The 19,508-nt window shown below is 70.1% G+C and carries 20 protein-coding genes and 1 pseudogene; 11 read left to right on the top strand and 10 right to left on the bottom strand.

What is annotated here, in order from left to right; translation table 11 throughout:
- The 8 genes and pseudogenes from G3573_RS01430 to G3573_RS01395 all read left to right on the top strand — a co-directional run.
- Positions 1–292, top strand: a pseudogene (locus G3573_RS01430) (cysteine desulfurase); the annotation flags it as partial.
- A 9-nt stretch (positions 293–301) separates the two neighbouring features.
- Positions 302–1,771: a Fe-S cluster assembly protein SufB gene (gene sufB / locus G3573_RS01425; protein WP_163259060.1), complete on the top strand. Its 1,470-nt coding sequence runs from the start codon at positions 302–304 to the stop codon at positions 1,769–1,771.
- Positions 1,771–2,121: a hypothetical protein gene (locus G3573_RS01420; protein ID WP_163259059.1), complete on the top strand. Its 351-nt coding sequence runs from the start codon at positions 1,771–1,773 to the stop codon at positions 2,119–2,121. The genes sufB and G3573_RS01420 overlap by 1 nt, the downstream gene beginning before the upstream one ends.
- Before the next feature lie 57 nt (positions 2,122–2,178).
- Positions 2,179–2,928, top strand: a complete 750-nt coding sequence (sufC, locus tag G3573_RS01415; RefSeq protein WP_163259058.1) for a Fe-S cluster assembly ATPase SufC — start codon at positions 2,179–2,181, stop codon at positions 2,926–2,928.
- Positions 2,925–3,962 (top strand): Fe-S cluster assembly protein SufD, encoded by a 1,038-nt coding sequence (gene sufD, locus G3573_RS01410; protein WP_163259057.1) that lies wholly within the window; start codon positions 2,925–2,927, stop codon positions 3,960–3,962. Before sufC ends, sufD begins: the two co-directional genes overlap by 4 nt.
- Before the next feature lie 5 nt (positions 3,963–3,967).
- A complete protein-coding gene (locus tag G3573_RS01405; protein ID WP_163259069.1) occupies positions 3,968–5,203 on the top strand; it encodes a cysteine desulfurase in 1,236 nt (411 codons plus the stop codon).
- Between the two features lie 35 nt (positions 5,204–5,238).
- A complete protein-coding gene (locus G3573_RS01400; RefSeq protein WP_163259068.1) occupies positions 5,239–5,595 on the top strand; it encodes an SUF system Fe-S cluster assembly protein in 357 nt (118 codons plus the stop codon).
- On the top strand, positions 5,595–6,014 hold the full coding sequence (locus G3573_RS01395) for an iron-sulfur cluster assembly accessory protein (RefSeq protein ID WP_163259056.1): 420 nt from the start codon (positions 5,595–5,597) through the stop codon (positions 6,012–6,014). Before G3573_RS01400 ends, G3573_RS01395 begins: the two co-directional genes overlap by 1 nt.
- A gap of 71 nt (positions 6,015–6,085) precedes the next feature.
- Here the strand turns inward: G3573_RS01395 and G3573_RS01390 are convergent, their stop codons facing one another.
- From G3573_RS01390 to G3573_RS01380, 3 genes are all read right to left on the bottom strand, one after another.
- Positions 6,086–6,691, bottom strand: a complete 606-nt coding sequence (locus tag G3573_RS01390; protein ID WP_163259055.1) for a putative glycolipid-binding domain-containing protein — start codon at positions 6,689–6,691, stop codon at positions 6,086–6,088.
- 35 nt (positions 6,692–6,726) lie between these two features.
- Positions 6,727–7,500: an arginyltransferase gene (locus G3573_RS01385; RefSeq protein ID WP_163259054.1), complete on the bottom strand. Its 774-nt coding sequence runs from the start codon at positions 7,498–7,500 to the stop codon at positions 6,727–6,729.
- Between the two features lie 69 nt (positions 7,501–7,569).
- Positions 7,570–8,481 (bottom strand): flagellar motor protein MotB, encoded by a 912-nt coding sequence (locus G3573_RS01380; protein WP_163259053.1) that lies wholly within the window; start codon positions 8,479–8,481, stop codon positions 7,570–7,572.
- A 233-nt stretch (positions 8,482–8,714) separates the two neighbouring features.
- Between G3573_RS01380 and G3573_RS01375 the strand changes: the two genes are divergently transcribed.
- Together G3573_RS01375 and G3573_RS01370 are read left to right on the top strand one after the other, a co-directional pair.
- Positions 8,715–9,191, top strand: coding sequence for a flavin reductase family protein (locus G3573_RS01375; RefSeq protein WP_163259052.1), 477 nt, complete (start codon positions 8,715–8,717; stop codon positions 9,189–9,191).
- A 2-nt stretch (positions 9,192–9,193) separates the two neighbouring features.
- Positions 9,194–10,057, top strand: coding sequence for an NAD(P)-dependent oxidoreductase (locus G3573_RS01370; protein ID WP_163259051.1), 864 nt, complete (start codon positions 9,194–9,196; stop codon positions 10,055–10,057).
- Positions 10,058–10,284: 227 nt separating this feature from the next.
- Here G3573_RS01370 and G3573_RS01365 read toward each other — a convergent pair whose 3' ends face one another.
- The 5 genes from G3573_RS01365 to G3573_RS01345 all read right to left on the bottom strand — a co-directional run bounded on the left by G3573_RS01365 (position 10,285) and on the right by G3573_RS01345 (position 14,883).
- Positions 10,285–11,301, bottom strand: a complete 1,017-nt coding sequence (locus tag G3573_RS01365) for a S1/P1 Nuclease (protein WP_163259050.1) — start codon at positions 11,299–11,301, stop codon at positions 10,285–10,287.
- 99 nt (positions 11,302–11,400) lie between these two features.
- A complete protein-coding gene (locus tag G3573_RS01360; protein ID WP_163259049.1) occupies positions 11,401–12,282 on the bottom strand; it encodes a hypothetical protein in 882 nt (293 codons plus the stop codon).
- 41 nt (positions 12,283–12,323) lie between these two features.
- Complete coding sequence (gene mazG, locus G3573_RS01355) at positions 12,324–13,121, bottom strand: nucleoside triphosphate pyrophosphohydrolase (RefSeq protein ID WP_163259048.1); 798 nt, start codon at positions 13,119–13,121, stop codon at positions 12,324–12,326.
- 11 nt (positions 13,122–13,132) lie between these two features.
- Entirely contained in the window at positions 13,133–14,503 is a 1,371-nt protein-coding gene (locus G3573_RS01350; RefSeq protein ID WP_163259047.1) for an MFS transporter, read from the bottom strand.
- 101 nt (positions 14,504–14,604) lie between these two features.
- Complete coding sequence (locus G3573_RS01345) at positions 14,605–14,883, bottom strand: hypothetical protein (RefSeq protein ID WP_163258988.1); 279 nt, start codon at positions 14,881–14,883, stop codon at positions 14,605–14,607.
- 247 nt (positions 14,884–15,130) lie between these two features.
- Here G3573_RS01345 and G3573_RS01340 point away from each other — a divergent pair, with 247 nt between their 5' ends.
- Positions 15,131–16,075 carry a M15 family metallopeptidase gene (locus G3573_RS01340; RefSeq protein ID WP_163259046.1) on the top strand — a complete coding sequence of 315 codons (945 nt, stop codon included), beginning with the start codon at positions 15,131–15,133 and terminating at the stop codon, positions 16,073–16,075.
- On the opposite strand, the gene G3573_RS01335 is transcribed toward G3573_RS01340, so the two are convergent.
- Both G3573_RS01335 and G3573_RS01330 read right to left on the bottom strand, forming a co-directional pair.
- A complete protein-coding gene (locus tag G3573_RS01335) occupies positions 16,047–17,381 on the bottom strand; it encodes a PepSY domain-containing protein (protein ID WP_163259045.1) in 1,335 nt (444 codons plus the stop codon). The genes G3573_RS01340 and G3573_RS01335 overlap by 29 nt on opposite strands.
- Positions 17,382–17,389: 8 nt before the next feature.
- Positions 17,390–19,450, bottom strand: coding sequence for a TonB-dependent receptor (locus tag G3573_RS01330; RefSeq protein ID WP_163259044.1), 2,061 nt, complete (start codon positions 19,448–19,450; stop codon positions 17,390–17,392).
- Between the last annotated feature and the right edge of the window lie 58 nt (positions 19,451–19,508).

The raw sequence follows: 19,508 nt of genomic DNA, 5'->3' as shown, positions 1-19,508 counted from the left end.
CTCCAGGTCGCCGTCGACCACGCTCTGTGTGGCCGTCCCCGACTGGACGAGCGAGCTGCAGGTGATCGCGCTGGACCTGGCCGGGGTGATGGTCAGCGCCGGCGCGGCCTGTTCGTCCGGCAAGGTGAAGCCGAGCCGGGTGCTGAACGCCATGGGGCTGGAAGCCCTGGCGGCGGGCGGCCTGAGGGCTTCGGGCGGCTGGGCCTCCACGGAAGGCCATTGGAATGCATTCGCCGACGCGTGGCTTGCGGCCCGCGAGCGGCAGGTCGCGCGCAAGCGCAGCGCGGCGTGAGGTGAGTTGATGAGCGTCTCCCAGGAAACCATCGAAACCGTCGCCGGGCTTGAGAAGTACAAGCACGGCTTCGTCACCGACATCGAGCAGGAGTTCGCGCCCAAGGGCCTGAACGCCGACATCGTCCGCTTCATCTCCGAGAAGAAGGGCGAGCCGGAGTGGATGCTGGAATGGCGCCTGGCCGCCTTCGAGCGCTGGCTGGCCATGGAAGAGCCGACCTGGGCCAAGGTCGACTACACCCCGGTCGACTACCAGGACCTGCACTACTACGCCGCGCCCCGCACCAAGGCGAAGCCGAAGAGCCTGGACGAGATCGATCCGGAGATCCTGGCCACCTACGAAAAGCTGGGCATCCCGCTCAAGGAGCAGATGGTCCTGGCCGGGGTCGAGGGCGCGCCGAAGTACGCCGTCGACGCCGTGTTCGACAGCGTCTCGGTCGTCACCACCTTCCGCGAGGAACTGGCCAAGTCGGGCGTGATCTTCATGTCCATGTCGGAAGCCCTGCGCGAGCACCCGGAGCTGGTGAAGAAGTACCTGGGCTCGGTCGTTCCGGTCTCGGACAACTACTTCGCGGCGCTGAATTCCGCCGTGTTTTCCGACGGTTCGTTCGTCTACATCCCGCCGGGCGTTAGGTGCCCGATGGAGCTGTCGACCTATTTCCGCATCAATGCGGAGAACACCGGCCAGTTCGAGCGCACCCTGATCATCGCCGACAAGGGCGCTTACGTTTCGTACCTGGAGGGCTGCACCGCCCCCATGCGCGACGAGAACCAGCTGCACGCCGCCGTGGTCGAGCTGGTCGCCCTGGAGGACGCGGAGATCAAGTACTCCACCGTCCAGAATTGGTGGCCGGGCGATCCGGTGACCGGCAAGGGCGGCATCTACAACTTCGTCACCAAGCGCGCCGACTGCCGCGGCGACCGCTCGAAGGTGTCGTGGACTCAGGTGGAGACCGGCTCGGCCGTCACCTGGAAGTACCCGTCCTGCATCCTCAAGGGCGAAGGGTCGGTGGGCGAGTTCTACTCGATCGCCATCACCAACGGCCGCCAGCAGGCCGACACCGGCACCAAGATGATCCACCTGGGGGCCAACACCCGCTCGCGGATCATCGCCAAGGGCGTGTCGGCGGGTAAGTCGGTCTCGACCTACCGCGGGCTGGTCTCGGCCCACCCGAAGGCGAAGGGCGCGCGCAACTTCACCCAGTGCGACAGCCTGCTGATCGGCAAGGAGTGCGCCGCGCACACCGTGCCCTACGTCGAGGCCCGCAACGGCTCGGCCCAGTTCGAGCACGAGGCGACCACCACCCGCCTGTCGGAAGACCAGCTGTTCTACGCCATGCAGCGCGGCCTCTCCCAGGAGGAGGCGGTGCAGCTGCTGGTCAACGGCTTCGTGCGCGAGGTGCTGCAGGAGCTGCCGATGGAGTTCGCCGTCGAGGCCCAGAAGCTGGTCGCGATTTCGCTGGAAGGGAGCGTCGGCTGATGGGCCTGAAAGACGCCTACAAGGCCGAGCTGGATCGCAAGCGGGCGGCCGAAGAGTCCGCGCGCGCGCCCTACGAGCAGGCCCGCGAGCGGCTGCGCGCCTTCTATCGCGAGATCCGCGACGACCGCGAGCTGATGGATCAGATCCAGGCCGAGGTCGAGCTGTTCGACGACGAGCTGAAGATCGATCCGGGCCCGATCATGATCACGGTCCAGGTCACGGCCGAAGGCAACTTCACCATGAACTACGAGGTGAAGCGCGCCGACGACTACCGCGTCACCGAGGTGCCGGTCCGCTCGATCGAGGACATCGAGCAGGCGCTGGCGAAGCTCCTGGTGGAACACGATTGATGGCTCGCCTCCCTTCCTCCCCGAGGGTGACGGCGGCGCGAACTGTTTGGAATGCCCATGCTTAAGATCGACAATCTCCAGGTCTCCGTCGCCGACAAGCCGATCCTGAAGGGGCTGTCCCTGGACGTGCCCGCGGGCGAGGTGCACGCGGTCATGGGGCCGAACGGCGCGGGCAAGTCGACGCTCGGCTACACCCTGGCCGGCCGCAACGGCTACGAGGTGACCGCCGGCACGGCGTCCCTGAACGGCGAGGACCTGCTGGCCCTGGAGCCGAACGAGCGGGCCGCCAAGGGGCTGTTCCTGTCCTTCCAGTACCCGCTGGAGATCCCCGGCGTGCCGGCGCTGACCTTCGTGCGCACGGCGCTGAACGCGCAACGCAAGGCGCGCGGGGAAGGGGAGGTCTCGGCCCCGGAATTCCTCAAGCTGGTCAAGCAGAAGGCCAAGGAACTCCGCATCGACTTCGACATGCTGAAGCGGCCGCTCAACGTCGGCTTCTCCGGCGGCGAGAAGAAGCGGATGGAGGTGCTGCAGATGGCCCTGCTGGAGCCCAAGCTGCTGATCCTCGACGAGACCGACTCGGGCCTCGACATCGACGCCCTGCGCATCGTCTCGGAAGGCGTGAACGCGCTGCGCGCGCCCGACCGCTCCATGCTGGTCATCACCCACTACCAGCGCCTGCTCGACTACATCCGCCCCGACAAGGTGCACGTGCTGGCCGCCGGCCGCATCGTCGCCTCCGGCGGGCCGGAACTGGCCCTTGAGCTCGAGCGCACCGGCTACGACCGTTACGCCGCGGAGGCCGCGTGAACGCTCCCGTCCGCCTTGATCTGAGGGACGCGTCCACCTTCCCGACCCGCCGGGTCGAGGACTGGAAGTGGAGCGACCTGAAGCGCTTCCTGCGCGAGGCGCCGGCGGTGTCGCCGGCGATCGTGGTCGCGCCTGGCGGGCCGTTCGCGGCGCTGGGCGGCCAGGAGATCGCCTTCGGCAACGGCCTGACCGTCGACGCCGCCTCCGAGGCCCGCTTCGAAGGCGCTGGCGTCTTGCGCCTGCGCTTCGTGTCCGACGCCCAGAGCACCGGCCACCAGGCGAGCGCGACCGTGGTCGTGCCTGCCGGGGCCGAACTGCTGGTGCTGGAGAGCTACGAGGGCGCGGGCAGCGCCTATGCGTCCAACGTCGGCCTGACCTTCGAAGTGGGCGAGGGCGCCCGCCTGACCCGCGTGGTGCTGCTAGAAGAGCCGGAAGACGTGATCTCCGTCTCCGTCGCCGACGTGACCGTCGCGCCGCATGCCCGCTATGAGCACACCGTCCTGGCCTCGGGCGCCAAGCTGCAGCGCCACGAGACCCGCGTGAACCACCCGGGCCACGGCGCGTCGGTGCGTCTCGACGGCCTCTACGTGCTGGCCGGTTCGCGCCACGCCGACCTGACCACCGTGGTCGACCACCAGGGCGTCGGCGGCGTGACCTCGCAGCTGACCAAGGGCGTGGTCGCAGACAGCGCGCGCGGCGTGTTCCAGGGCCGCATCGTCGTCGACCGCGGGGCCGACCAGACCGACGCGCGCATGGGCCACCACGCGCTGATCCTGTCGGACAAGGCCGAGATCGACGCCAAGCCGGAGCTGGAGATCTACGCCGACGACGTCTCCTGCGCCCATGGCAACACCATCGGCGCGCTGGACGAGAACGCCCTGTTCTACGCCCGCGCCCGCGGCGTGCCCGAGCACGAGGCCCGCGTGATGCTGACCCAGGCCTTCCTGGGCGAGGTCACCGACCGCATTGAGCACGAGGGCGCGCGCGAAGCCGCTCAGGCCTGGCTGGCCGAACGCCTGGAGGCCCTGCTGTGACCGCCGTGTCCCCGAGCATCACCGCCGCCTTCGACCCGTATGCGGCCAAGGCCCAGTTCCCGATCCTGTCGCGCCAGATCAACGGCAAGCCGCTGGTCTATCTGGACAGCGCCGCCTCGGCCCAGAAGCCGCGCGCGGTGATCGACGCCCTGACCCAGGCGATGGAGACCTCCTACGCCAACGTCCACCGCGGCCTGCACACGCTCGCCAACGAGACGACGCAGGCCTACGAGGACGCCCGCGAGACCGTCGCGCGCTTCCTGAACGCCAAGGCCTCGTCGGAGATCGTCTTCACCAAGGGCGGCACCGAGGCCGTGAACCTGGTGGCCGCGTCGCTGGGCCAGTCCATCAAGCCGGGCGACGAGATCGTCGTCACCGAGATGGAGCACCACTCCAACATCGTGCCCTGGCACCTGCTGCGCGAACGCCGCGGTGCGGTGCTGCGCTTCGCGCCGATCACCGACGACGGCGTGCTGGACCTGGAGGCCCTGCGCGGGCTGATCGGCGAGAAGACGAAGATCGTCGCCGTCACCCACATGTCCAACGTGTTGGGCACCATCAACCCGATCAAGGCCGTGGTCGAAGCCGCCCACGCCGCCGGGGCCAAGGTGCTGATCGACGGCTGCCAGGGCGCGGTGCACGCCGCGCCTGACGTGCAGGACATCGACTGCGACTTCTACGTCTGCACCGGCCACAAGCTGTACGGCCCGACCGGCATCGGCGTGCTGTACGGCAAGGCCGAGGTGCTGGCCGACATGCCGCCCTACCAGGGCGGCGGCGAGATGATCGCCCAGGTCACGCCCGACCTGTGCACCTGGGCCGAGCCGCCGGCGCGCTTCGAGGCCGGCACCCCGCCGATCCTGGAGGCGATCGCGCTGGGCGCGGCGCTGAACTGGCTGTCGCAGTTCGACCGCGACGCCGTGCACGCCCACGAAAAGGCGCTCTACCAGCGCGCGCTTGAGCGGCTGGACGGGCACAACTGGCTGCGGGTGATCGGCCAGGCGCCGGGCAAGGGGGCGATCCTGACCTTCACGGTCGCCGACGCCCACGCTCACGACATCGCCCAGATTCTCGACAAGTACGGGGTGGCGGTGCGCGCCGGCATGCACTGCGCCGAGCCGCTGATGCGGCGTTTCGGCCTGACCTCGACCGCCCGGGCGTCTTTCGCCCTATATAACACGGTGGAGGACGCTGACGCCTTCGCCGACGCGCTGATCAAGGCGCGCAGCTTCTTCGCGTGACGAGTATGGACGACGGAACGATCAAGGCCGCCGAGATGGAACTGGCTTCCGAAACCGAGACTGCCTCGGCGCTGTCGCCCGAGGAGCTGGAGACGCTCACCGAGCGTCTGATCGAGCAGTTCAAATCGGTGTTCGACCCGGAGATCCCGGTCGACATCTATGAGCTCGGCCTGATCTACAAGGTCGACGTGTCCGACGACCGCGACGTGGTCGTGGACATGACCCTGACCGCGCCGGCCTGTCCGGTGGCCGGCGAAATGCCGGGCTGGGTGCACGACGCGGTGATGAAGATCGACGGCCTGCGCTCCTGCACCGTCAACCTGGTGTTCGAGCCGCCGTGGGAATCCTCGCGCATGAGCGACGAAGCCAAGCTTCAGCTGAACATGTTCTGATGGAAACCCAGGTCCAGCCCCGTCCGCGCCGCCCGAGGCCCAAGGTCGTCACCCTGACCGAGGCCGCGGCCGAGCGCGTCAAGGCGATCATGGCCCGCGCCGACAAGCCCTATGTCGGCCTGCGCGTCGGCGTGAAGAACGGCGGCTGCGCCGGCCAGGAGTATGTCCTGGAGTACGCCGAGGCCGCCTCGCCGGTCGACGAAGTGGTCGAGGACAAGGGCGTCACCGTCCTGATCGATCCCAAGGCCGTGCTGTTCCTGATCGGCGCCGAGATCGACTACGAGACCACCCAGCTGGCGTCGAAATTCGTGTTCCGGAACCCGAACGAAACCGACGCCTGCGGCTGCGGCGAGAGCGTGACGATCAAGCCGGCTACTCCTCCCCCGAGCGCAGCGGTGGGGGAGGGGGACCACGCGTAGCGTGGTGGAGGGGGCTCCAGCTTGGCGCAGCGGTTTCCGTCGCGCCAGGGCGAGCCCCCCATCGCCGCCCTTCAGGCGGCTCCTCCCCCCAGAGGGGGGAGATTGGCGATCCGGGTCCAGATCCCCTCGTACTCCATCGGCAGGCCGTCCTCGTCGACCTCGAGCTCGGCGGTGAAGTCCGTGCTGAGCCCGCTGTAGCGCCAGCGGCGCTCGTCGAGGCGCTCGTAGCGCTGCGGGGTGGGCACGATCTCCAGCGACGGAAACTGCACCCACGCCGCCTGGATGTCGGCGCTGGCCCCGACCGCGACGCCCAGGCGCCGGATCGGCAGGACGTTGGTCGACGGCGTGACCGCCAGGTCGATGTCCATGCAGCTGGACAGGTCCAGCCGGTCGTGCGCGCCCACCCACCACTGGTCGTCGACCTTGGCCATCTGCATCCGCCGGGTGACGCCGTCGTAGTTCTGGGTCACCTCCACCTCGCGCGAGCGCCAGCCGTTGCAGGCGCGCAGGCGGTAGTCGACGGTCAGCGGCTTGCCCTGTTCGGCGACGATCACCCGCCCGACCAGGTCGAAGCCGCCGGGCGCGTCGTAGAGCCGGAAATGTTCGAAGCTGGCGTCGTCCTGGCGTCGCCAGATCAGGCTGCGCCGGGGCGTGGCCGTCTCGTCGGAGGGGCTCATGCGAGGGGCCTTCCGTCGGTGAGCTGTGGATCCGTCTATTCCTGCTCGTCGGAAAGCTCGGGACCCTCGACCGGTTCCTCGTAGGCGACCCAGCCGCCGGGCCGCAGCACCTCCAGCGGGCGGTAGCGGGCCTTGTAGGCCATCTTCTCCGAGCCGCGGACCCAGTAGCCGAGATAGACGTAGGGCACGCCCTGCAGCTTGGCCTGGACGACGTGGTCCAGGATCACGAAGGAGCCGAGGCTGCCCTTCGGCTGGTTCGGATCGTAGAAGCTGTAGACCAGCGACAGGCCGTCGGCGAGCAGGTCGACCAGCACGCAGGCCACCAGGTCGCCCGGGCCGCCGTCGGCCGAGGCCGTACGGTACTCCACCAGGTGGGTGCGCACGGCGGTGTCCTCGACCATGGCCACATAGTCGGGCCAGGTCATGTCGCTCATGCCGCCGTGGGCGTGGCGGGCCATCAGATAGCGGCGGAGCAGGTCGAACTGCTCCATCGTGGCCTCGGCCTCGACGATGTGGCGGGTCAGGCCCTCGTTGCGCTCCAGCACCCGGCGCTCGGACTTCGAGAACTGGAACTGCGGGACGACGATTCGGGCCGAGACGCAGGCGTCGCAGGCCTCGCAGGCTGGCCGGTAGGCGATGTTCTGGCTGCGGCGGAAACCGACCTGGGTGAGGGCGTCGTTGACCTGGGCCCCGTCGGACAGCGGCAGATGCGCGAACACTTTCCGCTCGTCGCGGCCGGGCAGGTACGGGCAGGGCGACGGCGCCGTTAGGAAGAACCGGAGCTGGCGTGTCGGAAAGTGCTGGGTCACCGCTGCGGCCTGAAAGGTCTCACTCGAGATTAGCGCTCACTTCGGAAACGCCCGCAAGGCCGATCCGCTTCACAGGCTCGTCTCGGTCGGCAGAACGGGGGCTTCGCGCAACAGCACGATGGCGATGCGGCGGTTGCCGGCCAGGGTCGGATCGTCCGGATACAGCGGATCCGACGCCGCCTTGCCGGCCACCTGGTAGACGCGGTCGGCGTCCACGCCCGAGCCCTGCAGGATCTGGCGGGCGGCGTTGGCGCGGGCGCCGGACAGGGTCCAGTCGCCTTCGTTCTTGCCGCGGTCGGCGCTGGCGCTGGTGTGGCCGGTGATGGTGATGCGGTTCGGCAGCTGGTTGATCACCCGCGAGATCGCCCGCAGCAGCAGGCGGGCGCGTTCATTGGGCTTGGCCGAGCCGGTCTCGAACATGGAGCGGCCTTCCTGGTCGACCATCTGGATGCGCAGGCCCTCGGGGGTCTGGTCGATCATGATGTTCTTCGACAGTTCGGCCAGTTCGGGCATGTCCTGCATGGCCTGGCGCAGCGACTGGGCGGCGCTCTGGAAGGCGGCCTCCTCGCGGGCGGCCAGTTCCTTGCGCAGGGCGGCTTCGCTGGCGTCGGAGACGTCGACGGCGCCGATGTTGGGGTTGGTGCCCTGGTCGTCGGGCGCGGTCGGCGGGGCTTCCGGGGCCATCTGCTGGATGACCGACATCGAGCCCTCGGACTTCACGCCGTCCTCGCCCAGCGCCGTGCCAGCCAGGATGCCGCCCGAGCCGCTGGTCGACTGGCTGACGCTGGCTGGGGCGAAGTAGTCGGCGATGCCGCGCTTCTGCTCAGGGCTGGTCGTGTTGATCAGCCACATCAGTAGGAAGAAGGCCATCATCGCGGTCACGAAGTCGGCGTAGGCGACCTTCCAGGCGCCGCCGTGGTGAGCGTGGGCGCCCCCCTTCTTGACCTTCTTGATCAGGATCGGGCGTTCGTTCATCGCCATCGACGCAGCACCCTTCTAGCGCGTGCGCGACCTTCGCTTGAACAAGGTTAAGGCGAGGTTGCCGCCTGCGAGGTTGCGCCAGCGCGCGTCGCGGCCGGAGCGCGGCAGCCGAAAGTGGAGGCCGGTTTCGGCGCCTGCCGCGCTCCGAACTTCGCATTAGAGCCTTCTCTTCCGCTTCGGATGCTTCCATCCGAAGCGGGAAGGCTCTAGGCACGGCGGCGTAAGGAGCCGTCGTGGACTCAGAGACTTCGCTTTCCTTCCGCCGCGCGTTGGGCACCTTCGCCACCGGCGTGGCCGTGATCACGGCCGAGGACCAGGCTGGCGCGCTGGGCCTGACGGTGAACTCCTTCACCTCGGTGTCGCTGGAGCCGCCGCTGGTGCTGTGGTGCCTGGGCGACGAATCCGACCGCCGCCACGTCTTCCACACCGCCGAGCGCTTCGCCGTGAACGTGCTGGCGACCGAGGACCAGGCCCATTCCGAGCGGTTCGCCTTCGGGGCCTGCCGCCTGGCGCCGGACGAGATCGAGCGCGGGCCCGAGGGCGCGCCCATGCTGGCCGGGGCGATGACCCGCTTCGAGTGCGTCACCCACGACCGCATCCAGATGGGCGACCACGTGATCATCGTCGGCCGCGTGGTGGCCTTCGACAGCCGCCCGGGCGACGGGCTTCTGTATTTCCGCGGCCGCTACGGCCGACCAGTAGGGGACTGAGCATGAAGATCGCCTTCGCCGGCATGGGCGTCATGGGCGCGCCGATGGCGGGTCACCTCAAGCGCGCCGGCCACGACGTGACGGTCTTCAACCGCTCTCCCGCCAAGGCCGAGGCCTGGGCTGAGGCGCACGGCGGCCGTTGGGCGACGACCGCGAAGGCGGCGGCCGAGGGCGTCGAGCTGTTCGTGCTGTGCGTCGGCAACGACGACGACGTGCGCCAGGTGGTGACCGAGGCCCTGCCGGTGCTGGCGCCGGGCGCGGTGATCGTCGACCACACCACCACCTCCGCCAAGGTCGCCCGCGAGATGGCCGAGCTGGCCGCCGCCGGCGGCCGCACCTTCCTGGACGCGCCGGTCTCCGGCGGCCAGGCCGGGGCCGAGAACGGGACCCTGACCGTCATGGCCGGCGGCGACGCGGCCGCCTTCGCCCGGGTCGAGCCGGTGCTGGGCGCATACGCCAAGGCGACGCGGCTGATGGGCCCGGCCGGCGCCGGCCAGCTGACCAAGATGGTCAACCAGATCTGCATCGCCGGCGTGGTCCAGGGCCTGGCCGAGGCGGTGCACTTCGCCAAATGCGCGGGCCTGGACACGACTGCGGCCTACGAGGCGGTCAGCAAGGGCGCCGCCCAGTCGTGGCAGATGGACAACCGCTGGAAGACCATGGCCGAGAACCGCTTCGACTTCGGCTTCGCGGTCGACTGGATGCGCAAGGACCTGGGCCTGGTGCTGGACGAGGCGCGCGCCAACGGCGCCAACCTGGCCCTGACCGCGCTGGTCGACCAGTTCTACTCCGAGGTCCAGGCCATGGGCGGCGCCCGCTGGGACACGTCGTCCCTGGCCGCGCGGCTGGAAGATCGGCGGCGTTGATCCTTCTCCCCTTGTGGGAGAAGGACCGAGCCCGCGCCCCGGAGGCGGAGCCGAAGGGCTGCGCGGGAGGAAGAGGGGTTTTCGCGACGAAGGTTGCGGACGAGGAGTGCGAGGTCGCCGACGGCGGCAGGCCCCCTCATCCTCCCGCACGGGCCTTCGCTTCGCTCCGGCGTGCGGGGCCCTCCTTCTCCCGCAAAGGGGAGAAGGAGCTCCTAGTTCGGTAGGCCTCAATCCGTCCCGTACAGGAAGTCGTACGGGTCGATCTGGCCGGCCTCGATCGCCTTCACCGAAACCTCCGGCCAGCCGACCTTGGCCTCGGCGCTGGCGCGCCAGGCGTCGACGGTGAAGTCGCGCAGGGCCGAGGCGCCGGCGGCCAGCCGCTCGGTCGCGAAGGTCTTGCCGCGCGCGTCGCCCGGCTGGAAGCCGCCGGCCTTTTCCAAGGCGTAGAACGGCACGACGGTGGCGTTGGTCGTCTTCAGCAGCGCGGTCACGCACGCCTTGAACGGGCCCACGCAGGCCTTCGGCTCGGCCATGCCGGCGCGCACGTCGGCCAGGGCGGCGTTGTCGAACACGAACTTGCCCTCGAACGGGCCGTGCACCCGGGCGTTGGTGAAGCCCTGCGGGTTCGGATAGTCGCCCCAGCCGTTGAAGTGCACCGAGGTGTGGTGCGGCTGGCTGGCGTCGCCGACGTAGTGGGCCCAGGTCCCCAGGTCGCGGATGATGAGCTGTTCGCGGCGCGCGCGGTCGGCGGCCAGCCATGCCTTGCGGGCCGGGTCCTTGGCGTACCGCTCGCCGGCCGCCGCGGCCCGCCACAGGGCGAAGTCGCGCACCAGCTGCTGCCAGCCGTCGACCATGGCGTAGGATAGCCAGCCGGCCTTCACCGGATCCTGACCCGCGGCACGCAAAGCGCCGTCGTAGTCGTTGAAAAGCGTAGGTAATTCGTCGATCGCGGGGCCGCCCAAGACGCGCCCCTGATCGTCCAGGTCGATGAAGTGGGCGGCGTCGCGCATGCCGTCGTGCGGCTGGCCAGCGCCCTTGGAGCGGTCGGGCTCGCGCGCCAGCTCGCCGATCTGCGCGGCCACGCCGGGCGCGCGCAGGAAGGCGGGGACCTCCGCCGGCAGGGCCTGGGCGCCGGCCGTGCCGATCATGCGGTGACCGGCCGCGCCCCACGCCAAAGCCGCGCCCGGGGCCGAAGCGGCCATCGCGACCAGCGCCGTCGTGGCGGCGAACTTCCGGAAATTCATCACTCGAAACCCTGGCTGAGAGACCGCTGTTTTCTGTCGCGCGGCCACGGTTCGTCCGCAAGGCCGAGCTGAGCAGAAAACCGTGACGGTGGCGCGACGTCAGCGCCCGGCGGTTCGCGCGAAGGTCATGCCGCAGCCGGTTTCGCCGGGGCTGCCCAGCCACATGTCGTCCAGGCGCAGCACCCCGCCGCCGTCCACCTCGTAGCGGCCGTCGAAGTCGGCCCCTTCGGGGCTGCGCGTGTCGCGGTCGGGGATCAGCAGCAGGTGGCCGGTCTCCGAATCCGCCCGCCAGACGCCGGCGTAGTCGGCCGTCGGCTCAACGTGGGCGAAGCTGGCGCTGAACCGCCCGTCGGTGCGGAAGGTCAGGGCGCGCAGCGGGACCTGGGTCGTCCAGCTGCGCTCGCCGGTGCTGCCGTCGTCGGCGCAGTCGTAGGCCATCTCCAGCCGCCAGGTCCCGACCAGGGGCGGGGTCGAGCCGGCGTCGGCCTTGAAGGCGTCGCCCCGGGCGGCGGTGATGCAGCGGGCCGCCTCGTTCCTGATCTTGCGGGCTTCGGCGCGGTAGACCGGCTGGTCGTCCAGCGCGCGGTCGAGCGACAGGCGCAGGGCGTGGGCGCGCGCGCCGCCACGGCCGACGCAGGACATGGCGACCGTGTTCTCAGGCCCCGCCGCGTCCAGCACCATCACCACCTGCGGCGTGCCGCCGGGCGTGGCCTCCAGCACGTCGCGCAGGCAGGCCAGGCGAGCGTTTCCGGCTCGCGCCAGGCAATCGCGATAGGCCGCGGTCGACAGGGCGGGCGGCACGGCGTCGATCGTACCGTCGCGCGCCATGGCGGCCACCAGGCGCTCGCCGATCTGCACCAGCGGCCCGTTGGCCGAACCGGGCGAGGCCACGACGACCGCCGTGGGCGGGGGCGCGGCCAGGGCCATGGACGGGATCAGGGCGGCGAGGGCGCAGGCGACGAGAATGCGGACAGCGATCATCCGCCCAAGATCGCCGCGGCAGGCTGAATCCGGCGTGTACGCTAGCGCGTCTTGTCGGCCGCACGCGCCTCGTTCCAGAAGCCGTCCATCTCTTCCAGGGTCGACTGCTCGGGCGTGCGGCCAGTCTCGGCCAGGCGAGCCTCGATGTGGTGGAAGCGGCGGACGAACTTCGCGTTGGCGGCGCGCAGCGCGTCCTCAGGCTCCACATCCAGTTTGCGAGCCAGGTTCGCGACGACAAACAGGAAATCGCCAAGTTCCTCTCGCGCCTTGGCCATGTCGCCGGCCTCGATTTCGGCCTCCAGCTCGGCGATCTCCTCGCGCAGCTTCTCCAGCACTTCGGCGGTCGTCGGCCAGTCGAAGCCGACGCGGCCAGCGCGCCTGGTCAGCTTCACCGCCCGGGTCAGGGCCGGGAGGCCGACGGGGACGTCGTCGAGCACGCCGTGCTGCTGCTTGGCCTTCCGCTCGGCCGCCTTCTGAGTCTCCCAGGCGACGGTCTGCTCGTCGGCGGTGCGGCTGTCGCCGCCGCCGAACACGTGCGGGTGGCGACGGATCAGCTTCTCGGCCATGGCCTCGGCCACGTCGTCGAAGCGGAACAGGCCCTGCTCCTCGGCCATGCGGCTGTGGAACACCACCTGGAACAAGAGGTCGCCCAGCTCGACCTTCAGTTCCTTCATGTCGTTGCGCTCGATGGCGTCGGCGACCTCGTAGGCCTCTTCGACCGTGTAGGGCGCGATGGTGGCGAAGGTCTGCTCCACGTCCCACGGACAGCCGCCGTTCGGGTCGCGAAGCCGCGCCATGACGTCGAGCAGGCGCTGCATGGGGGAGGGGGCGTCGGTCATGGGCGAAGCGTCTACCCGGCCGTGGATTTGGCCGCCAGAGCGTCGCGCGCCCGCAGGCCGGCCAGGATCTCGGCGTGGCTTTCGCGGGTCAGCGGATAGCGCTTCAGCGACCAGGCGGCCAGCAGCAGCAGCAGGGTCGGGGCGCCCAGGAACAGCACCTGCAGCACGGTGAGCGCCTGGTCGCTGTTCACCGCGCCTTCGCTGGTGTTGAACCCGGCGAGGCCGAGGATGTAGCCGGCGACCGCCGACAGGGCGTAGCCCAGCTTGGTGGTCAGGCTCAGGAACGAGAACAGCAGGCCCATGCGGTCCTGGCGGGTCTCAAGGCGGACCTGGTCGCCGATGTCGGCCATCATCGCGCGCAGCAGCAACAGGCCCGCGGCGTAGGGCAGGCCGGCCACGAACAGGGCCGCCGCGGTCAGGTTGAAGTTCCCGGCCGGAACGAAGCCGACGGTCAGATAGACGACCGCATAGGCCACGCTGGCGATCTGCAGGGCTCGGTCCTTGCCGAGCCGGGTGGCCAGCCAGCTCCAGAACGGCGCGCCGACAAGGCCGGCGACGAAGTAGATCACCAGGAACATCTGGCTCTGCGAGCGCTCGAAGCCCTTCACGCTCTCGAAGAAATAGTAGAGCAGGGCGCCGGTGATGCCGGGCGCCAGGCCCAGCAAGAGGTCGCAGATCAGGATCTTGCGCACCGCCGGCCGACGGAACAGTTCGAGATAGGCCGACAGGCCGCCGTGCGGGGTCTCTTGCTGCGGCTTCGGCTCGGGCACGAACAGCAGGTTGGCCGCCAGGGTGACGGGCAGGGCGATCAGGATGAACCAGCCCATGGCGTGCACCCCTTCGGTGAAGGTGCCGCCCATCGCCTTCAGCACCACCACCGGAATGAACAGGGCGATCAGCACGCCGATGATGTTGAAGGCCTGCCACCAGCCGTAGGTGCGCGAGCGCTGGTCGTAGTCTGGGGACAGCACCGCCGCCCAGGCCAGCTGGGCCAGGGTGCAGATCGAGAAGCCGGCGTAGAGCACCAAGAGCCAGACGAACAGGTAAGCGAAGCTCGCCCCCGGCTTGACCATGAAGATCATCCAGGTGGCGATCATCAGGATCGGCGTGCCGGCGGTGATCCAGGTGCGGTAGGGGCCCCAGCGGTTGCGGGTGCGGTCCATGCCCCAGCCGACGATCGGGTCGAAGAAGATGTCGATGCCGCGTACGGCGAAGAAGGCCAGGCTGGCCAGGGTCAGGGGCAGGCCCACCGCGTCGCTGGCGTAGTAGTTGAGCAGCACCGCGGCGAGCGGCAGGCCCAGCGCCGCGTAGGGCAGGCAGGGCAGCGAGAAGGCGGCCAGCACCCAGTTGCTGCGTCGTGCGGGAGACGAGGGCTGCGACATCGGTCGCTCCTGACAAGGGGCGACTCAGGCCCGTTCGAGGGCGATCAGAGCTTCGCAGGAGCGCGGCGGCAAGGCTCAGGCGGGCGAGCGCCGCCTCAGGCTCAGTCGCGGAAGGGCCGGACCGGCGCGCGGCGGTCGCGCACGCGCAGCGGGATCGGCACGGGTTTCGGCTGAGGATTCAGCGCCATCCAGGCGGCGGCGAGGCTGAAGCCCGCGGCCGCGACCAGGGCGACCGAGCCGCCGGCGGCGAGCACGCCCCGCGGCATGGCAAGAAGAGCCGCGACGACGGTGAACAGGAGTCCGGCAAGGGTCGCTATCCGCGCCACGCCCGCCCCCCGGGCTTCCTTCCGATCAATCCTGTCCACCGCCGTCGTCCCCATGGCCCGTTCGGTGAAGCGAACTTGCCCGCCGAACCGCGGTCCGTGAATTGTGCCCATCCGCCGCAGGGAGAGCGGCGCTATGTGAAATCGGCGCGAAATCAGGGCGTAGTTATTCGCAACCCGACGAGAAGTGCGGCGCCCCGCCGCAGTCGCGACAATTTGTCAGCTGCCGTCGAACGCTGGTCGCCTGGGGGTTGTTTTCTTCTCCAGCCACGGTTCTTCTGGCTGGATGCAGGCTTTCCTCGCGATGACCAGGCTCGGTGCGGCGGTGTTGGCGGTCCTCCTGGCGGCGGACTCGGGTGCCTGCGCGCCGCTGGGCCCGGTCGCGCCGGGGGCGCCGATCGCGGCGATGGCCTCGGTGAGCGTCCCGGCGGTCACGCGCAAGTACGCCTCCTGCGGCGACGCCGAGGTCCGGTTCCGCGAGGCCGCTCGCCACAACGCCGAGAAGCTGGACACCCTGGTCTGGGCCCCGTTCGGGGTCGAGGAGCACGGCTGGGAGGCCTATGCGCCGCTGATGGCGCACGAGATCGGCACGACCTGCGGCTTCGGCACGCCGGCCTTCGCCCAGGCGCTGGCGACCTGGCAGCTGCGCTACAACCTCCCGGGCGACGGCGAGTTCGGGCCCGACACCTTCGAGGTGCTGAAGGGCGTGCTGCAGGAACGCCGCCCCTTCGTCATGGCCCGTCTCAACGGCGAGTGTCCGGAAGGCCCGACTCCGGTCCAGCTGACCACCATCCCGACCAACGAAGAGACCTTCGCGCGCGAAGGCCGCCAGTTGCGGCCTGAAGTGCTGTCCGCCTGGCGGCGCATGGTCGACGCCGCCCGCGCCGAGGTGCCGGCGATCCGCAACGACCCGACCGCGCTGACCCTGTTCTCGGGCTACCGCGATCCGGCCTCCGACGAAGCCCGCTGCACCGCCGAGGGCAATTGCGACGGGGCGCGCCGGGCGGCCTGCTCGCCGCATCGCACCGGCACCGCCGTCGACGTGAATGTCGGCTGGGTCGAGGGGCAGACGGCGGACTCGGTCACCTTCGAGAACCGCCTGCACCAGACCCGCTCGCCGGCCTATCGCTGGATGGTCGAGAACGCCCACCGCTTCGGCTTCGTGAACTACGTGTTCGAGCCCTGGCACTGGGAGTGGGTCGGCCCGTCCGCCGACACCGTCACGGCCGCGGCCAGCCCGCCGCCCTGACCCGACCCCAGCCCCATTCCGCCGCCAGCGCCGCCAGCAGCGAGGCGCCGACCAGCGGGTAGAACACCGCGATGGGCGCGATCACCGCCAGCAGGCCGCGACCGACGCGCGGATCGGCCGGGGCCGGCGGCACGGCCAGGCCGGAGCCCTTGGGCCGGCGCTTCCACCACATCACCGGCGCGGTGATCGTCAGCATCAGCAGGCCCAGGCAACCGGCCAGCATAAGCAGCTGGTTGGCGCGGCCGTACTGCTGGCCCTGGTGGACCGAGATGCCCCATTCGATGGCCTTGGCGGCCGGACCGTAGGCGCGATAGCCGACGTCGCCCAGCACCCGCCCGTCGTACTGGTCGACATAGAGGGTGCGGGTGTCCTCCACCCGGTCGGGCCGGTAGGCGAGGGAATAGACGCCGCCCGGCCCCTTGGGCGCGTTGATCGCGAACGGGCGGGGCAGGCCGGCGGCCTGGCCGACCATCGCGGCCTGGGTGAAGCCGATCGGCTGGCGGCCCGCCGAAGACATCGGCGTCGGCCGGGCCTCCAGCGCCCAGGGCAGGTCGGCGTGGCCGTCGTGGTTGGAGGTCGAGGCGCTGGGCGCGGTCGGGCGGCCGAGGCCGGCCTCCGTGCTCATCCGCTGGACCTGCTTGCCCCACACCGCCGACCAGGGCATGCCGGTGACCGCCAGGAACACCACGAAGGCCCCGGCGAACAGGCCGGTGACGGCGTGCAGGTCGCGCCAGAACACCCGGCGCCTGGGCGTGGCGCGCACGGTGACGACGCCGCCTCTCTGGCCGCGAGGCCACCACAGGTAGACGCCGGTGGCGACCAGCACGACGGCCCAGCCGGCGGCGATCTCGATCAGGCAATTGGCCCAGAATCCGAACTGGTCGAGGCTGTGGATCCGCTTGATCAGGTCCATCACCCCGCCTTCGGGCGTCGCGCCGATCAGGCGGGCGTCGTACGGATCGACGTAGGCGCTCAGCCGCTCGCCGCCGCCGACGTCGACGATCAGGCGCGCCGCCTCGGTCGGCCGCTCAGGCGGGGCGACCTGGACCACGCGCCCGTCCAGCTCGGCCGCGGCGCTCGCGGCCCAGTCGTCGGGCGTCAGGAACGAGGCGCTTTGCGCCGACACGGTCGTCAGGTCGCGGTAGAGGACGGCGTTGATCTCGTCCTTGAACAGGTACAGCCCGCCGGTGATCGCCAGCGAGGCCAGGAAAGGCAACACCAGCAGGCCGGCGATGAAGTGCCAGCGCCAGACCGCCCGATAGAGGGCGCCGGCGGGGGCGGAAGCGTCGGGGGACAGCGTTGTCATGAGCTTACTCAGAACCGGTAACGCAGGCCGCCGAACACGCCGCGGCCTTCACCTGGGTAAAAGACCGCGCTGGCCGTCGTGGCGATCGGCACGGCGCTGAACTCGGCGACGTAGCGCTGGTCGGTCAGGTTGCGGGCGTCGACGAAGGCGGTGACGCCGTTGTCGAAATCCCAGCCGGCGTTCAGCGACCAGACCGTGAAGCCCGGCGCGCGGAAGGTGTTGGCGTAGTCGACATAGACGCCCTTGGGCCGCCACTGCACCGCCGGGGCCAGGAACCAGCCGGACGGATGGTTGTAGGTCAGCTCGGCCTGGTACTGGTGCTCGGGCACGACCGGCAGGCGGTTGTCGCCGTAGACCGCATCGCCGTCGAAGCGGAAGTCGCTGTAGGTGTAGGTCTGCTGCAGCGACAGGCCGCCCACGCTCGAGGCGGGGAGGGGGATGCGCCAGTCCAGCGCCGCCTCGACGCCCTGGTGGATCGTGTTCCCGGCGTTGAAGGTGGCGGCCGGAATGTTCTTGGCCGGATCGACCACGAAGTTCAGCATCTCGCCGTCGATCTCGGAGCGGTAGATCGCCAGGTCCCAGGTGACGCGCCCCTGCCGGCCGCGCGTGCCGAGCTCGGCGGTCCAGGCCTTCTGCTCGTCGACGGGCACGAAGCTGGCGGCGGTCCCTTGCACCAGCGCGCCGAAGGTCGGCGGCTCCACCGAGCGGGTGACGTTGGCGTAGACCTGCGGCCCGCTCTCGGCTTGCCACATCACGCCGACGCGCGGCGCGAACCACTCGAAGTCCTCCGACGCCGAAAACGGTGTGGGAAAGCGGCGGTCGAAGTCGCGCGAGGCGTGGCCCCACGACCCGCCGGCCACCAGGGCCAGCTCGGGCTGCACGAACAGCCGGCCCTCGGCGAACAGGTCCAGGCCCGAGGCCTCCTGGGTGGCGTCCACCGTCTGGGCGCCGCGGTCGCCGCCGACATTGACGAACTGCTTCGCCTTGAGATCACCCTGCCGGTAGAAGCCGCCATAGTAGAGATCGGCCTTCAGCCCGGCGACCTGGCCCGCCCAGTCGAACCGGCCGAAGGCGCCCTGCGACTGGCTCTCCTGGTCGACCACCTGGAAGATCGGGTGGAACAGGCTCTTGGTCGTGCCGTAGACCGCGCCCTCGAAGGTGGTGTTCTCGCCGATCCGCCAGCGGGTCTGCACGGTCGTGCGCAGGAAGCTCTGGTCGCGGGCGTTGTCGTTGACGATGTTGTTCAGCGGCGCGGTCCGCGGCGCGTTCAGGGCCTGGAACAGGTTGAGCGTGCCCGGCACCTCCTGCTGGATGTCCGCGCCATAGACGATCAGGCGGACCTCGCCGTTCTCGCCGAAGGCCCGCCCGACGTTGGCGGTGGCCCGCGCCTGGGTCTGGCTGCTCTGGTCGCGCCAGCCGTCCACCGTCATGCCGTCGAGGTTGGCGTAGACGTCCCAGTCGCCGCTGACCCTGGCCACCGAGCCTTGCGCACGGAGGGTGCCGAACGAGCCGCCCTCCAGCCGCAGCAGGTAGTCCGACTCCGCCGTCCGGCCCGTCGGCGTGACGATGTTGACCGTGCCGCCCAGCTGCGAACCGCCGAAGCGCATCGCGTTGCCGCCGCGATAGACCTCGATGTAGCGGGCGGTGAGAGGGTCGATGCCCTGGAAGTCGGAGAAGCCGTCCGGGTCGGCGAAGGGCACGCCGTCCTGGGCCAGCAGCACGCCGCGCTGGTGGAATCCCTGGCCGACGCCCGAGCCGCGGATCGAAATGCGCGATTCCTCGCCGTAGCGCTTCTGGGTCAGGACGCCCGGCACGTCGCGCAGCATATCGGCGAGGCCCTGGGCGGTGCGGTTCTCGAAGGTCTCATCGGCGACGACGGAGACCGCGCCGGGCGTGCGCGACAGCCGCGCGCGCGCGGCGGCCACCACGGGCGGATCAAGCGGGTTGCGCGTGGCGGTGACGATCACCGTGTCGACGCTGGTCGGTTCTTCGGCCGGGGTGTCGGCGGCGGCCGAGGTGGTGTGGACCAGCAGGGCGAGGCTGGCCCCGGTCAGCAGGAGACGTTTCATGTGTGCCGTTCGCCGGCGGCGTTAAGCCTTTGCCGGACCTTCGGAATTCTGATCGGAC

Origin of the sequence: Caulobacter sp. 17J65-9 (assembly GCF_010975005.1) — a bacterium.
Classification (GTDB): domain Bacteria; phylum Pseudomonadota; class Alphaproteobacteria; order Caulobacterales; family Caulobacteraceae; genus 17J80-11.
Note: the sequence above shows the minus strand (reverse complement) of the source record. Positions and strands in the feature narration are given on the sequence as shown.